We start from the raw sequence: 14,585 nt of genomic DNA, 5'->3' as shown, positions 1-14,585 counted from the left end.
ATTATTTTAAATTTTCTTCAATAACTTTAACCGAGCTTTTTTCCTTAATTGTATTTGGCAAAATAACAATCTCAACGCGTCGGTTTGCTTGTCGTCCTTCTTTTGTTTCATTTGAAGCAATTGGGCGAAATTCACCATAACCTGTCGCTGATAAACGTTCTGGGCTAACTCCTTCATTATCAACAAGGTAATGCAAAACATTCATTGCCCGCGCTGAAGAAAGTTCCCAATTTGATTTCCAGCCAGAATATTTAATAGGAACATTGTCAGTATATCCTTCAACTCCAACGTTAAGATCTTTAACCGTTGTCATCAAAACACTAGCAACTTTATCTAATTTTCCTAATGAATCCGACCTAAGATTTGCCTTTCCAGAATCAAATAAAACTTCTGAAACAAATGTAATAACTAAGCCACGCTCAAGCATTTCAACCGACACCTGGCGATCATCGATTTCGTTCCTAAGTTTATTCTCAAGCTCTCTCTTAGCTCGCTCAATATTAGTAAGTTCTCGCTTTAGGCTTGATATTTTTTGAATATCACTAGATCTTCCTTTTTGGAAAACAACAGTACATCCAGCAACACTAAAACTTAATAAAGCAACCATGCACATTAAACTAAATTTTGATAAAAATCTACGCATTTCTTCCTCCTTTTTATAATGACTCACATTAACATAAGGCCTAATCAAAGTCAAGGAAATTGACTAACCCTAGCACCTGTAACAAGATGCATTCCTAACGAACAATAATCTCGTCTCTTTTAGACCCGATTGAAATATACTTAATGCGCGCTTCTAATATTTCTTCAAGAAAATTAATATATTTTCTAGCATTTTCAGGTAATTTATTAAATTTTCTAATTCCGCTAATTGGCTTCTGCCATCCATCCAATTCTTTGTAAATAGGCTTAACGTTTTGAAGAACCTCCAAATCTAGCGGAAAATCTTTAATCACCTTCCCCTTGTATCTATATCCGACGCAAACCTTAATTTTCTTTAACTCATCTAAGACATCCAACTTCATAATCGCTAACTCCGTGGTTCCGTTAATCATCACAGCGTAACGCACCAAAACGCTATCAAACCACCCACATCGTCTAGCGCGGCCTGTCGTCGCTCCAAATTCTTTACCCTTAACCCGAATATCGTCCTTAAGATGTGTTGAAAACTCAGTCGGAAAAGGCCCCTCACCAACACGTGTCGTATAAGCCTTAACTGCTGAAATCATCCGATCAATTTTTGTTGGAGCTACTCCTGTTCCAGCGCTCACCCCTCCTGCAATTGAATTTGAAGATGTTACAAACGGATATGTTCCAAAATCAATATCCAAAAAAGTTCCCTGTGCCCCTTCAAACAACACAGTCTTTTTTGAATCGATGGCCTTATTTAGGAATAACGCTGTATCGCAAACATAATCACGTAACTTCTCCCCGTAGGCCAGATATTCTTTATAAATGTTTCCAAATGGAAAACTTTTTTGCCCATAAACTTTCTTAAAGATTTCATTTTTTTCTAGTAAATTATCCTCAAGCTTTGCCTTTAAAACTTTTGGATTTAACAAATCAATCATACGAATACCACAACGCGTAACTTTGTCCGCATAGCAAGGACCAATCCCACGACCGGTTGTTCCAATCTTATTTTTTCGCTTAGATTCGCGCAACCCATCTAAAATGCGATGATACGGTAAAATCACATGCGCATTGGCTGCAATTTTTAAGCGTTTAGCACTAACATTTACTTTTTGCGCCTTAAGTTCTTCCATCTCAGACAATAGTGCTTTAGGGTCAATTACAACCCCATTTCCAATCACGCAAATTTTATCTTCTCTTAAAATAGCAGATGGGATCAAATGAAATACATACTGCTTGTCGCCAACGACAACCGTATGACCAGCATTGTTTCCACCTTGATACCTTGCTGTAATATCTGTTTTTTCAGATAAAATATCAATTAATTTTCCTTTGCCTTCATCTCCCCACTGGGCCCCGCCAACAACAATATTCATAAATCACTCTTTCTTTTAAAATATAATTTTAGTGCACTTCCTATTTTTTATCCTTAAACGAACGAATCGTTTTGATAATCTCCTCAGAAGTTGTTTGATCTGTAACTCCAAAAATTTCTACATTATCCATTAAAAAAACTGGCGCATATCGAATCTTTAAATCCTGAGATAATTGAATCATTTTCTCAAAAAGCTTCTGCCCTTCATTCGATTGAGCACATTTCTTTATTTTATCTGCTTTGATGTTGTTTTGAACCAAACAATCATCAAACCAAATACTGTTAATTTTTAACAATCGACACGACAAATAATCCAGAGCTTTCTTAGGATAATATTTATCAACACACGCATAAATTTTTTCTTCTTCCATTTCTCTCTGTCCGCCAGGCGCAATACAAACTCCTGTATCAGAGTTTTTCATCCCAAGAAAATGAAGATTTAATTTTATTTTATTTTTTTTATTTTTAACAATTTCTTCGGCAATTTTAAGAGGAGAAAACATCCCCGGAGCACTAATAGATAGGAATAAATCAAGCTGATTTTTTTTCAGCTTACGGTTTAAAAAATATGAAGCCCCAGAAAACTGAGGATTCACATAATAATAATTTCCATCTTTAATAGACATCTCCTGAAATTTCTCAAAATTCGGATCTCGCTCTACTTCGCTTGTAAAAATATAAGCTGGTAAAAGTTCGATCTTAAAACGCTTAATGAAATCTTTGGCTTTTTCATCATCTTCATTTAAATAAATCGGTTTAATGCCTAAAAAAATCTGCTGCATTCCTGCAATAGCTGGCTCTGCTTGACATGTTCGACAATCTTTTGGCATAATAATCTCTAGAGGAATTTGTGCAACTTCCTGCCAAAAGCATCGAGCTGTTTTTTCTCCTGGAGATTGACAAATGCCAATAACTCCCGGACGCATACAGTCTTGATTTGAATAACAGAGCGGTGTAACCTCTTTTTCTTGCTCAATTTCTAATTGTACATCTTGAGCCAAGCATATCGTCACAAACAACACTAAAAATACAAAAACCATGAACATAAAAAGAAAACGCTTCATTATCCCAACTCCCTTTAAATAAATGAATAATTTACACGGTTATAAAAAACGTAAATTATCTAAACAAATTTATCTCTCACACACAAGCACACCGAAACACTAAGCATCGAGATTTCTTACAGACAAAGAATTAACTGCATTTGAAATTCCGTGTCCTAAAAGAGCACTCTTAATAGCCTCAACAATTTCGATAGAAACATTTGATCGCGCCTCTGATGTTGCTGCACCAAGATGCGGCGTCGTAATACAATTATCAAATTTAAATAATTCTGAATCAAAATCAGGTGGTTCAGATTCATAAACATCCAACGCACAACCTTTGATACGATTACTTTTCAAAGCACGAATAAGCGAAGCCTCATTAATAATGCCGCCACGTGCGCAATTAACAACGCGGACATCTTTTTTCATTAAATCAAATTCTTTATCAGAAATAAGACTCTCTGTATCGAGACTTTTAGGAACATGAATTGTAATAAAATCCGATTGTTTCAATAAATCGTTAAACTCAACAAGCTCAACATCTATTTCCTGAGCTAATTCCTTTGAAACAAAAGGATCGCAACCAATCAATTTCATCTCAAAGGATTTAGCCATTTTTGCCACTGTCGAACCAATGCGTCCGAGGCCAATAATACCAAGTATCTTACCGTAAAGCTCAACACCAACAAAATTAGCCCTCTGCCACTTTCCTGATTTCAAAGAAGCGCACGCTTGTGGAATATTACGCGACAAAGCCAAAATAAGACTCATGGTTTGCTCTGCTGTCGATGTTGTATTTCCACCGGGTGTATTTATGACCACAACCTTTTTTTTAGTTGCAGCCTTCAGGTCAATATTGTCAAAACCAACACCAGCGCGTCCAATAAATTTTAGATTATCAGCAGCTTCTATAACATCCGCTGTCACATTCGTTGTGCTGCGAACGATCAAAGCATCATAATCTTTAATAATTTTCTTAAGATCAAATGAACTAATTCCAAACAAACAATTAACTTCAAACTCTTTAACATTTTTTAAAATATCAACAGCGCTTGAAGGTAATTGATCGCTAATTAAAATTTTCATTTCGACATACTTCTTTGCTCAACCTTAAAACTAAGCTTTGTCTGAACTAGTAATAACTTCATCAATAAGACCATTATCCTTAGCTTCTTGGGCGCTCATAAAAAAATCTCTATCAGAATCTAATGTAACTTTTTCAATCGACTGGCCAGAATGAAACGCTAAAATATTAAGCAAATTTTCTTTAAGGCGTCCAATCTCTTTTGCCTGAATTGTAATATCACTAGCTGTTCCCTGAACACCACCCCAAGGCTGATGAATCATGATACGTGAATAAGGAAGCGAATATCGTTTACCTTTTGTTCCTGCAGTCAAAAGAACAGCACCCATACTTGCAGCCTGACCAATGCAATACGTACGAATATCGGGTTTTAAAAACTGCATAGTATCATAAATCGCCAAACCAGCAGTTACCGAACCACCCGGCGAATTGACATAAACACTAATATCTTTTGACGAATCCTCTGACTGTAAGAATAAAAGTTGCGCAATAATGAGATTTGCAACATTATCGTCGATCGCTGTTCCAATAAATATAATACGATCTTTTAAAAGTCGAGAATAAATGTCGTAAGCTCTCTCTCCTTGACCTGTTTTTTCAACAACCATCGGCACTAAAAATTGTGATCGTGTCTCCATGTTATTTTGCCTCCTCCCATACGGCTTCTTTTAAAAGAAAACCAATGACCTTTTGAAATAAATTTTCGCCTTGTGAAACAGATATCTTTTCTTCTTGTGCAATTTTCTCCAAAATAAAATAAGCCTTCACATCGCGCTCAGCATTTGGCTCAATTTTCTTGATGAACTCATCAACACGTTTATCAAGGTCCTCTTTTTTTACACCCTGGCTCTCCATGCGATGTCGAGCATCATGGGCTAAGCGATCAATATGACGCCGAACTGTTGTTTTTGGAACAGTTACTTTTGTATTCTTGACTAAAAAATCAACAATCTGATTTTCAACATCAGCACGATTTTGTCGATCTTTTTCCATTTCCATCTGTCGTTTGAAAGATGTTTTCATCTCTTCTAAACTTGGATATCCTAGTCCCTTGGCAAACTCATCATCAATTTTAACATCTTTTTTATCTTTTCCTTGTGCAGTCTTAAAAAAATCTAGAGTTTTTTTCATTTCATCATCTGAAACTTCTGCCTTTTTCTTTTTAACTTTTATGCCTTTATAATCCTTAACAACAAATTCTGGCTGAATATCCAAAGATGCTTTAAACATTAAGCAACCATTTTTATTCTTAACCTCTGAAATCTCTGGAAAATCAATCGGAACTAACTTTTCCTTTTGCAAAGCCTCTTGATAAACTTCAGGGATCAGCTCTTCAATCATTTTTTCTTGAGCAACTTTTCCATACTCTGCCTCCACAACATGGCGCGGCGCTTTACCTGGGCGAAAACCTTTTATTTTAGCGACTTTTGTAATTCCGCTAAAAACCTCTCCCATTTTTTTAGAAACACGCTCCTTTGATATTTCAAATATTAATTCTCTTTTTGTTGCATCAATTTTTTTTAATTCTACTTTCATTTTTTTCTCACTTATCCTTTTTAAAAAATGTTACATACTAAATTTCTCACCCAAATAAATCTGGCGTGCTTTTGGATCATTAACCAAATCATCCGCCGTTCCCGAAATTAAAACGCGTCCATCCGCAATCAAATAAGCTCGATCCGTAATCGACAATGTTTCTCGCACATTATGATCTGTCAACAAAATTCCCAAGCCTCTATCTCTTAAATTTTTGATGATTTCTTGCGCTTCAGCAACAACAATGGGATCGATGCCAGAAAAAGGCTCATCTAATAATAAAAAAGATGGATTTGTAACAAGCGCTCGAGTAATCTCAAGGCGACGCCTCTCGCCTCCAGAAAGAGTAAAGGCCTTACTTTTTGCCAAATGTCCAATGTTTAATTCTTCCAAAAGATTATTAAGTCTTCGTTTTCTCTCTTTAGGACTTATTTTTAATGTTTCCAAAATAACCATAATATTTTCTTCAACAGTTAACTTTCGAAAAATAGATGGTTCCTGTGCTAAATAACCCATCCCTAAATGACAACGATCATGAATCGGCTTTTTTGTGATATCTTCCTGATCAAAAAAAACGTGACCCTCATCCGGAGTAACAATGCCTACTGCCATATAAAAAGTCGTTGTTTTGCCTGCTCCGTTCGGCCCAAGAAGCCCAACAATTTCTGAACGTCCAACTCTAATGCTCAATCCATCAACGACTCGGCGTCCTCCATAAATCTTAACCAAATTCTTAGTTTCCAAAAGATACATCGCTGCCCTTATCTTCCTCTAGGTACATGAGGAGTTTTGGTCGACCCGACAAAATAATTTTTTGTTCTTGTGCTTTATAAATAGCTCTATCAGAAAAAGAAGTATTCTCCCCTTGAACAATCAGAACATTGCCAATACAAATCATTTCCTTAATTTTTTTTGTTTCTGCATCAAAAAACAATTCCATTCGATCTGCAACAAGTTTGCGGTCAGTTTGAATTGCGACAACATTATCGCTAAAAAAAGCGGTTTGATTTTCATAATCGACTTCCATCGGACCATCACAAGTGATCGTAACAGTGCCTTCCGTGCTCTCTTGCGCAGTAGGTTCATACTCAACCCTAACATCCTCATTAAGCTGTGCTGCATTTAATCCTGGACGCGCTGTTACCCCTCTTCCTGTTGCCTTCATATTATCACGTAAAATCAACACTTCATCTTTTGTCGTAATCAAGTCTTCATCTTTCTGCCAATTCAAAGAATCCGTTAACATTTGCATTCCCTGTTCAGTTGTGACCACAACATCCTTCTCAAGAAGCATATTGCCACTTTTCTTATCAATTTTTCCAGTTTTTGCAACAACATTCATATTTTCGCTACCATACGAATTTGCATCAACATTAACAATATTCACATTATCTCCCTCAATCGTCGCTGTATCGCCCTTTAAATCCCAAGATTTTTCTCCACCTTCACCATAGCCAACCAAATCAAATCCTTCAAATTCCTGAGCACCTTCTTGGGCAAAACAAAAAGTACCGAATAATGCAATAATAGAGAAAAAGATGAATAGGAAAATATTTTTTTTCATTTATAAATCTTGTGCAATAGCAGGAATCCACTTTTTTTGTGTTTTTAAAATAAGCTCAATCACTTCTCGAATTGCTCCATCCCCACCGCAGTATTTTGTTGTATAATCTGTTATTTTCTTCACTTCTGAAACAGCATTTTTAACAGAAACTGAAAACCCGACACGCTTTAGAATCTGACAATCTGTCAAGTCATCGCCAACAAAACAAACTTCACTCTCTTTAACTTTAAAAAGCTTTAACATCTTCTCATATGAAATAATTTTTGGATACGCACCCGAATAGAGCTTGTCAATATGCAAATAATCTGCACGAACCTTTACAACCTTTGAATTCCCAGCAGTAATAATAGCTGTCTTGATTCCAGCTCGTTTTAGAATAACAATTCCATAGCCGTCTTGAACGTTAAAGGCCTTTAACTCTCTAGATTCTCCATCAAAAATTAATTTTCCTTCGGTCAAAACACCATCGACATCCATAACAAGGACTTTGATCTTTTTGATTTTTTCTTTTAATGATTTTGATAAAGCCATTTTAAACAATGCCTGCTTTCAATAAATCTTGAACATCTAAAAGCCCAACTGATTTTCCATTGCTATCAACAACGGGCGCCTCATCAATACGCTTTTCTTGCAATATGCGCATAGCTTCTACCGCAAGCTGATCTTTTTTAACCGTTGCTGGATTCTTTGTCATAACATTTTTAACATATTCATTTAAAAGATTAATATCCTTTTTAAGATGTCGCCTTAAATCGCCGTCTGTAAAAATCCCTTTTAGCTTTCCTTTATTGTCAACAATGCACGCTGATCCACATCGAGCTCGCGTAATTGCTAAAAGAACATCTTTTACTTTTGTCGCAGGTGTTGCGAGCGAATAATGCTTGCCAGTGCGCATAATATCTTCTACTTTTAAAAGCAAATTACGCCCCAAAGAACCTCCAGGATGAAAAAACGCAAAATTTTCTTTTTTAAATCCTTTACGATCAATAAGACAAGCGGCTAACGCATCACCCATAGCAAGAGTTACTGTTGTTGAAGCCATTGGAGCTAAACCAAGAGGACAACCTTCTTTTTTAACGCCAACATTAAGCGCAACATCACAATATTTTCCTAAAGAAGATTTTGGACTACCTGTTATCGCGATAGATTTAATTTTTATTCTCTTAACCAAAGGAATAAGTCGCTTTGTTTCTTCTGTTTCACCGCTATATGAAATTAAAATAATGACATCTTGCTTTGTCACTTGTCCCAAATCACCATGAAACGCTTCAGCAGCATGCAGCCATGTACTTGGAGTTCCTGTCGAAGACATTGTAGCTGCAATTTTCCGGCCAATCAATCCTGTCTTTCCCATGCCAGAGACCACTACGCGCCCTTTACATTTAGCAAGCAAATCAACAGCCTTGATAAAATCTTTCCCAAGATTATTCTTCAAATCTCTGATCGATTGAGCTTCAATATCCAACACTGATTTCGCACGCTTTAAAACCATTTTTATACCCTATTTCTTAACAATATGATCGATTTGCTTTATTATTTTTAAAAGTTCTTTTAATTTTGCAAGCTCTAAAGAATTTGGTCCATCAGACAATGCTTGCTTAGGGTGCGGGTGCACCTCAACAAATAACGCAGAAATACCTGCCGCAACAGCGCAACGAGATAACAAAGGCACATATTCATTGTTCCCACCGGAAACATCGCCTAGCCCACCAGGCTGCTGGACACTGTGGGTTGCATCGTAAACAACAGGATAACCTGTTTTGGCCATCACATCAAGCGAACGAAAATCACTTACTAAATTATTATATCCAAAACTTACTCCGCGCTCTGTCAAAAGAATTCTCTTATTCCCAACAGCTTCAATCTTTTTGATAACTTGAGTCATATCCCAAGGAGCTAAAAATTGTCCTTTTTTAATATTAATCACTTTTTTTGTTTTTGCAGCGGCAACAATTAAGTCTGTCTGTCGACATAAAAAAGCAGGAATTTGGAGAATATCCAAAACTTCAGCAGCTCTGTCAACCTGATCAATATCGTGAATATCGCTTAAAACAGAAACGCCAACGCTTTCTTTGATATCTTTAAGAATAGCTAATCCTTTGCTAATCCCTGGTCCCCGAAAAGAATCAATAGACGTTCGATTAGCTTTGTCAAAACTTGCTTTAAAAATAAAAGGTACGTTACATTCATGCGCAATTTTTTTTAATGCCTTTGCCAACGAAATAGAAAATGTTCGTCCTTCAATCACGCAAGGCCCTGCAATTAAAACAAACGGTTTTTTTCCGCCAATCGAAATATTTCCAACCTTAATAATTTTAGACATAAATTAAACGCCTCCACTCTTTTTTAAGACTTTTTTAACTCTAATCAAATCTTCTTGAGTATCAACAGCAATCGTATCAAACTCTGTCTCAATCACTCTAATCTTATATCCAGCCTCAATCACACGAAGCTGCTCAAGCTTTTCAGCTTGCTCTAAGCTTGATTTTGGAAGATCTTTAAATCCAAGTAAGAAACTTTTACGATATCCATAAAATCCCAAATGCTTAAAATATTGAACGCCTTCTCCCTCTCGATCAAACGGAATCGGCGAACGAGAAAAATAAATAGCATTACCTTTACGATCAACAATGGCTTTAACCACATTAGGATCTAAAGCATCTTTTGATTTTGTCATTTTTACGACAACCGTAGACATTTGCACACCTTTTTCCTTAGCAAGAACATCAACAAGACCATCAATAATCGAAGCATCCAACATCGGTTCATCCCCTTGAATATTGACCACAATCCCTGCTTCTATATTTCTAATCGCTTGCGCAATCCGATCAGATCCAGATGCACATTTTTTATCAGTCATGACAACATGAGCGCCAAATCCTGCACATATCTCCTGAACTCGATCATCATCAACAGCAATAATAAGATCATCTAATAATTTAGCCTTCTTAGCCCGCTCCCAAACATGTTGAATCAAAGGCTTACCAAAAATATCAGCCAACACTTTGCCCTTTAGTCTTGTTGATCCATATCGCGCAGGAATAACTCCAACTGATCTCATTAATTTACCTCGTTAATTGCAGCCAAAATTTCTGCAGGTTTAATAGCAACCGCACCCGTTTTTCCAACAACAACACCTGCCGCATAATTGGCTAAAAGCGCAGCTTGTTGTTTTGTTGCCCCTGCGGTTAAGCTCAACGTCAAAACAGAAATAACAGTATCTCCAGCGCCAGAAACATCAAAGACTTCCTTAGCCTTTGTTGGAATTAAAAACGGTTCTTTGTTCTCTTCAAACAAACACATGCCTTCCTCACCCAAAGTAATGAGAAGCGATTCCAAATTCAAATAAGACAAGATCTCAACGCCTGCCATTCTCACGTCCTTTAAGCTTGTCAATTTATCCGCTTTAATTTTAAGAGATCGACCCTTGTAATGAGTTATGATAATATCGCGAATAGCATTCTCTACCTCTTTTTTATTTGGGGTAATGCATGTCACTTTATTATAAAAATTAAAATGCTCTACTTTTGGATCAACTGTAATAATTTTCTTATTTTTCCGAGCAAGAACACAAACTTTAGTAACTAGGGCCTTGGTGATAACACCCTTACCGTAATCAGAAATAATAACAGCATCTATATCATTAATTTTCTTTTCAATAAAATGGAGAATTTTGTTTGCCCCGCCATCAGATCCACAAAAAGTAACATCTTCCCGATCAACGCGAACAAGTTGTTGATGCTGGGCAATAATACGCGTTTTAATCGCTGTAGGAATATGTTTATCAACAAAAAGTCCAGTTATATCAATTTTTCGCTTTCTAAGTTCTTTTTTAAGAATTTTTTCTTCTCGATCTTGACCAACCTTGCCCACTAAAAAAACTTTAGCTCCTAAAGCGCTAAGATTACTTGCTACATTTGCCGATCCGCCTGGCGTATAACGCGGATGACCTTCTTGCTTGACAATTGGAACCGGTGCTTCCGGAGAAATACGAGAAACAGTGCCTGTGATGTATTGATCAAGAATAACATCTCCCACAACTAGAATCCTTTTATTCTTAAAGCACGCAATAATCTTGTTGAAATCATTCATGTTAGAACTCTGTCACCTATTTTTTATTTAAGAAAATAAACAAAAGTCCAAAAAAGCCAAACAATAAATCTAAACGTTGAAACCGAATTATGGAAAAAATAAACATGCCATTTTTATATAAATATAGGTATATTATAGCTTTACTGAACCACGAATTTTAGCACAGTTTTTTAGAGCCGTCAAAGAAATAAGTAAAACTCTAACTTAAATTCTCATTTAATAATACTATTCGAATACTGGCTTCCATCATTAATAGTTCTTAAAAATGCTGGATATTTACGCGCTGGAATCACGATTTCAGTCACTTTTTCATGCGTCACATCCTCAAAAATCATAGTCACACCTTTTTTGCCCTCTTCATCCATAAAATGCTTAATATAAAGACTACAATGTGAACCCAGAAAATCCCACTCAATCAATTCATTAATTTTACCCATTTGACTCCTCCCGAAAACTTCATTAAAACTGCCTTTTTTCCATTACACATAGTTATCAAGGCGTTTCATCGAAACAATATAGTTAACGAGCTTCCTTGCTTCAATCTCTGAAATATCAACAAATTTAACACCTATTTCATAACGTCTATTCTTTACAACTTCCTTGACCCATCGAACAACTGCCTTTGATGTAAAAGAAAATTCTAAACGCTCAAAAGACAGAGAAACTTCAACCACTGAATCCAAATCAAATTTTTCTTCACTAAAGAAACAAATGCCTTGCTCACTAATATTTTTTGTTGCTGTTTTTTTCTTTTTTCCAGATGCCTCTATCTCATAAACAATATCTAAAGAATCTGGAACTCGGACAAATTCACGATTATTTGTTGTCTCAGTCATAATCTCACCCCTTTTAAAAGATTAATATTCTCGCTCATTATTCTAATTCAAAATATAATTCTAATTCCTCACATTACAAAAAAAATAAATTCATACTTTTAAATTATTCACATTAAATTCCAGAATTTATGCACTCATTTAAAATCTGATCAGCTGCACCAACAACTTCATGGACCTGGACAGCATTTAAACATTGAAATCCTTTTTGGCAATCATGAGCCACACATTGAATGCACCCAACATCCTTATGAAAAAAAATATCTTTCTCGCCTAACGATCGCCAGCGTGTAGCAGACAAACCCGGCTGATTCCGACTAAAAATAGAAACAACTGGCGTTCCAACACCTGCCGCTAAATGCCCTGGACCCGAATCATTAGAAATTAAAAGACAACACCTCTTTAATAAACTGATCAACTGACTCAACGAAGTCTTTCCTGTTAGGTCAACAACAGGCGTGCTTGTCCCAATAATAACCTCTCGTGCAATGCGCTGATTATCATCAGAGCCAATCAAAATTATTTTTGTTTTATGTTTAGCTGCAATCTGATCAATCACTTGTGAAAACCGTTTTGGCGACCATCTTCTTGAAATACAGCTTGCTCCAGGATGCACCGCAACAACTTTGTCTTTCAGCAAAATATTGTTCTCCAAAAATAATTTCTCTACCCACTCTTCAGACTCTTTCTGGATAGAAACATGCAAGGGATATTTTTTCTCTATATTAATGCCTAGGCTCTTTAAAATATCAAGACAATATTCAGATTCATGCTTTATACCTTGAATTCTTGAATCTGGAATTGTATGATTTAAAAGAAATCCTAGCTTTATATTTTCAAAACCAGCTCGGCACGGAATACAAGCATGAAAAAGCAAAGCGTTTGTTCGATTCTTAATATGATAATTAATTGCCAAATCAAAATGTTTTTTCATTAATTTAAAAACAAGGCTCCAAAACCTAAAAAAACCTCTATCTTTACCTTTCGAATCATAAACAATAACCTCATCTAAATATGGATTGCTATCAACGATAGCCCTTGTTTGAGATGTCACAAGAATCGAAATTCGAGCATTTGGAAACGCTTCTCTTAAAGCCTGTATAGCTGGCGTCGTCAAAACCACGTCTCCAATGCGGTCCGTGCGAACAACTAAAATATTCTTATAATCCTTCTTCTTTGTCATAACAATTTCTCAATAGCCTGTTTTACTTGATCAACCGAAATTTCGGCCATAGCCTTTGCTTGATCTTCTGATGCGCATAGGCTCTGAACAACAGCTGCTTTTTTACCCCAGGGACCGTATTTTTTTGGATCCGTTGGACCAAAAAGCCCAACAGTTGGAACGCCAAAATAGCTTGCCATATGCATAACCGCGCTATCATTCGAAAGAGTAAATTTGCTATGTTTTAAAATCCAAGCAAATTCCAAAAGACTAATAGATCCACAAAGATTAACGCCAATTTCTTTTATTTCTCGCAAAATACCTTCAGCGCGCAAGAATTCACCTTGATCCCCAACAAGAACACTTTTAAATCCATAGCGTTTAAAAAGCCAACGAGAAATCTCAACAAATCCTTTTTGAGTCCATTGTTTTTCTTGATTAGCTGCCCCCACGCCAACAATGCAATATGGCAAATCTCGTCCAATTCGATTTATTATAATCTCATCCGCTTTTGCTTGAATTTTACTATTTATAAAGATCGCTTGATGATTCTCAGAAAACGTTGCATCCGGAACAACGCTCCAAAGGCGACTCAAATGTTTATCTTTCATGTGCCCTAAAACTTTCTGCGCCTTAAGCGATGTCGAGAATTTTGGCGCTAAAGCAAGAGATAACGCAGTATTACGTAAATCAATAACCATATCAAAACGATTCTTTCTTAAAGAAAATGCCCAAATAGCCATCTTGTAAAAAGGCTGATGCTTATTAAATACATATACATTTTTAACATAAGGATTCCCCTCAAAAAGACTTTCGGCTTTCGGTCCAACCACAATTGAAATTTCAGAAAGAGGAAACCGATGCATCAGCGCATCAATAACGGGACAAGTTAAAATAACATCTCCAATGTTACTTAAGCTAATCACCAAAATTTTCTTAATTTTGTATTTCTCTAATTTTTTCAATGACATCTCTTACAGTAATTGATTTCATACAAATATTATCTTGGCACGTTAAGTGATAGCATGGATTTTTATTACACCCTACGTTATTAAAAATAATTTTATTGATCGATTTCCCACGCTGACCCGTCACTTGAGGACTCGTTGGCCCAAACAATCCAATTGTCTTTGCCCCAACACTGCTCGCCACATGCAACGGCCCTGAGTCTGCTGAAATGACTACATCTGCCCTTTGCATAACTCCCATGAGTTGTGAAAGATTTGTTTTCCCAGCAAAATTAACAACATCGTTTTTTAA

At 36.2% G+C, this 14,585-nt stretch carries 18 protein-coding genes; all 18 read right to left on the bottom strand.

Features of this window, described 5'->3' with window-relative positions; all coding sequences use genetic code 11:
* Position 1: 1 nt before the first annotated feature.
* Positions 2-643, bottom strand: coding sequence for an OmpA family protein (locus PHY73_07245; GenBank protein MDD3375496.1), 642 nt, complete (start codon positions 641-643; stop codon positions 2-4).
* Positions 644-737: 94 nt separating this feature from the next.
* A complete protein-coding gene (locus PHY73_07240) occupies positions 738-2,009 on the bottom strand; it encodes an adenylosuccinate synthase (GenBank protein ID MDD3375495.1) in 1,272 nt (423 codons plus the stop codon).
* 40 nt (positions 2,010-2,049) lie between these two features.
* Positions 2,050-3,072, bottom strand: coding sequence for a hypothetical protein (locus tag PHY73_07235; protein ID MDD3375494.1), 1,023 nt, complete (start codon positions 3,070-3,072; stop codon positions 2,050-2,052).
* Positions 3,073-3,171: 99 nt separating this feature from the next.
* Positions 3,172-4,140 carry a hydroxyacid dehydrogenase gene (locus tag PHY73_07230; GenBank protein MDD3375493.1) on the bottom strand — a complete coding sequence of 323 codons (969 nt, stop codon included), beginning with the start codon at positions 4,138-4,140 and terminating at the stop codon, positions 3,172-3,174.
* A gap of 30 nt (positions 4,141-4,170) precedes the next feature.
* On the bottom strand, positions 4,171-4,776 hold the full coding sequence (gene clpP, locus PHY73_07225) for an ATP-dependent Clp endopeptidase proteolytic subunit ClpP (protein MDD3375492.1): 606 nt from the start codon (positions 4,774-4,776) through the stop codon (positions 4,171-4,173).
* Position 4,777: 1 nt separating this feature from the next.
* Positions 4,778-5,674, bottom strand: coding sequence for a trigger factor (locus PHY73_07220; protein MDD3375491.1), 897 nt, complete (start codon positions 5,672-5,674; stop codon positions 4,778-4,780).
* A 30-nt stretch (positions 5,675-5,704) separates the two neighbouring features.
* Positions 5,705-6,427, bottom strand: coding sequence for an LPS export ABC transporter ATP-binding protein (gene lptB, locus PHY73_07215; protein ID MDD3375490.1), 723 nt, complete (start codon positions 6,425-6,427; stop codon positions 5,705-5,707).
* Positions 6,408-7,238, bottom strand: a complete 831-nt coding sequence (gene lptC / locus PHY73_07210; GenBank protein MDD3375489.1) for an LPS export ABC transporter periplasmic protein LptC — start codon at positions 7,236-7,238, stop codon at positions 6,408-6,410. Before lptC ends, lptB begins: the two co-directional genes overlap by 20 nt.
* Positions 7,239-7,769, bottom strand: coding sequence for an HAD family hydrolase (locus PHY73_07205; GenBank protein MDD3375488.1), 531 nt, complete (start codon positions 7,767-7,769; stop codon positions 7,239-7,241).
* A gap of 1 nt (position 7,770) precedes the next feature.
* Positions 7,771-8,730, bottom strand: coding sequence for a KpsF/GutQ family sugar-phosphate isomerase (locus PHY73_07200; GenBank protein MDD3375487.1), 960 nt, complete (start codon positions 8,728-8,730; stop codon positions 7,771-7,773).
* A gap of 9 nt (positions 8,731-8,739) precedes the next feature.
* Positions 8,740-9,561 (bottom strand): 3-deoxy-8-phosphooctulonate synthase, encoded by an 822-nt coding sequence (gene kdsA, locus PHY73_07195; protein MDD3375486.1) that lies wholly within the window; start codon positions 9,559-9,561, stop codon positions 8,740-8,742.
* Positions 9,562-9,564: 3 nt separating this feature from the next.
* Positions 9,565-10,299, bottom strand: a complete 735-nt coding sequence (kdsB, locus tag PHY73_07190; GenBank protein ID MDD3375485.1) for a 3-deoxy-manno-octulosonate cytidylyltransferase — start codon at positions 10,297-10,299, stop codon at positions 9,565-9,567.
* Entirely contained in the window at positions 10,299-11,330 is a 1,032-nt protein-coding gene (gene rfaE1, locus PHY73_07185; GenBank protein MDD3375484.1) for a D-glycero-beta-D-manno-heptose-7-phosphate kinase, read from the bottom strand. Before rfaE1 ends, kdsB begins: the two co-directional genes overlap by 1 nt.
* 212 nt (positions 11,331-11,542) lie before the next feature.
* Entirely contained in the window at positions 11,543-11,767 is a 225-nt protein-coding gene (locus tag PHY73_07180; GenBank protein ID MDD3375483.1) for a hypothetical protein, read from the bottom strand.
* 42 nt (positions 11,768-11,809) lie between these two features.
* Positions 11,810-12,166 (bottom strand): PilZ domain-containing protein, encoded by a 357-nt coding sequence (locus tag PHY73_07175; protein ID MDD3375482.1) that lies wholly within the window; start codon positions 12,164-12,166, stop codon positions 11,810-11,812.
* A gap of 112 nt (positions 12,167-12,278) precedes the next feature.
* Entirely contained in the window at positions 12,279-13,346 is a 1,068-nt protein-coding gene (locus PHY73_07170; GenBank protein ID MDD3375481.1) for a glycosyltransferase family 9 protein, read from the bottom strand.
* A complete protein-coding gene (locus PHY73_07165) occupies positions 13,343-14,290 on the bottom strand; it encodes a glycosyltransferase family 9 protein (protein ID MDD3375480.1) in 948 nt (315 codons plus the stop codon). Before PHY73_07165 ends, PHY73_07170 begins: the two co-directional genes overlap by 4 nt.
* On the bottom strand, positions 14,262-14,585 hold a 324-nt coding region (locus PHY73_07160), incomplete at its 5' end, for a glycosyltransferase family 9 protein (protein ID MDD3375479.1). The genes PHY73_07165 and PHY73_07160, both read right to left, overlap by 29 nt.

The organism is Candidatus Omnitrophota bacterium (assembly GCA_028693815.1).
Classification (GTDB): Bacteria; Omnitrophota; Gorgyraeia; order Zapsychrales; family Aceulaceae; genus Aceula.
The sequence above is the reverse complement of the archived record's forward strand: the minus strand, read 5'-3'. Positions and strand labels throughout refer to the sequence as shown.

What these genes read in the sequence shown, in the direction of transcription:
- kdsA (MDD3375486.1), bottom strand. Translation starts at nt 9,561, where the DNA reads ATGTCTAAAATTATTAAGGTTGGAAATATTTCGATTGGCGGAAAAAAA.
- PHY73_07240 (MDD3375495.1), bottom strand. Translation starts at nt 2,009, where the DNA reads ATGAATATTGTTGTTGGCGGGGCCCAGTGGGGAGATGAAGGCAAAGGA.
- lptB (MDD3375490.1), bottom strand. Translation starts at nt 6,427, where the DNA reads ATGTATCTTTTGGAAACTAAGAATTTGGTTAAGATTTATGGAGGACGC.
- PHY73_07235 (MDD3375494.1), bottom strand. Translation starts at nt 3,072, where the DNA reads ATGAAGCGTTTTCTTTTTATGTTCATGGTTTTTGTATTTTTAGTGTTG.
- rfaE1 (MDD3375484.1), bottom strand. Translation starts at nt 11,330, where the DNA reads ATGAATGATTTCAACAAGATTATTGCGTGCTTTAAGAATAAAAGGATT.
- kdsB (MDD3375485.1), bottom strand. Translation starts at nt 10,299, where the DNA reads ATGAGATCAGTTGGAGTTATTCCTGCGCGATATGGATCAACAAGACTA.
- PHY73_07245 (MDD3375496.1), bottom strand. Translation starts at nt 643, where the DNA reads ATGCGTAGATTTTTATCAAAATTTAGTTTAATGTGCATGGTTGCTTTA.
- PHY73_07180 (MDD3375483.1), bottom strand. Translation starts at nt 11,767, where the DNA reads ATGGGTAAAATTAATGAATTGATTGAGTGGGATTTTCTGGGTTCACAT.
- PHY73_07205 (MDD3375488.1), bottom strand. Translation starts at nt 7,769, where the DNA reads ATGGCTTTATCAAAATCATTAAAAGAAAAAATCAAAAAGATCAAAGTC.
- PHY73_07230 (MDD3375493.1), bottom strand. Translation starts at nt 4,140, where the DNA reads ATGAAAATTTTAATTAGCGATCAATTACCTTCAAGCGCTGTTGATATT.
- lptC (MDD3375489.1), bottom strand. Translation starts at nt 7,238, where the DNA reads ATGAAAAAAAATATTTTCCTATTCATCTTTTTCTCTATTATTGCATTA.
- PHY73_07220 (MDD3375491.1), bottom strand. Translation starts at nt 5,674, where the DNA reads ATGAAAGTAGAATTAAAAAAAATTGATGCAACAAAAAGAGAATTAATA.
- PHY73_07170 (MDD3375481.1), bottom strand. Translation starts at nt 13,346, where the DNA reads ATGACAAAGAAGAAGGATTATAAGAATATTTTAGTTGTTCGCACGGAC.
- PHY73_07175 (MDD3375482.1), bottom strand. Translation starts at nt 12,166, where the DNA reads ATGACTGAGACAACAAATAATCGTGAATTTGTCCGAGTTCCAGATTCT.
- PHY73_07200 (MDD3375487.1), bottom strand. Translation starts at nt 8,730, where the DNA reads ATGGTTTTAAAGCGTGCGAAATCAGTGTTGGATATTGAAGCTCAATCG.
- clpP (MDD3375492.1), bottom strand. Translation starts at nt 4,776, where the DNA reads ATGGAGACACGATCACAATTTTTAGTGCCGATGGTTGTTGAAAAAACA.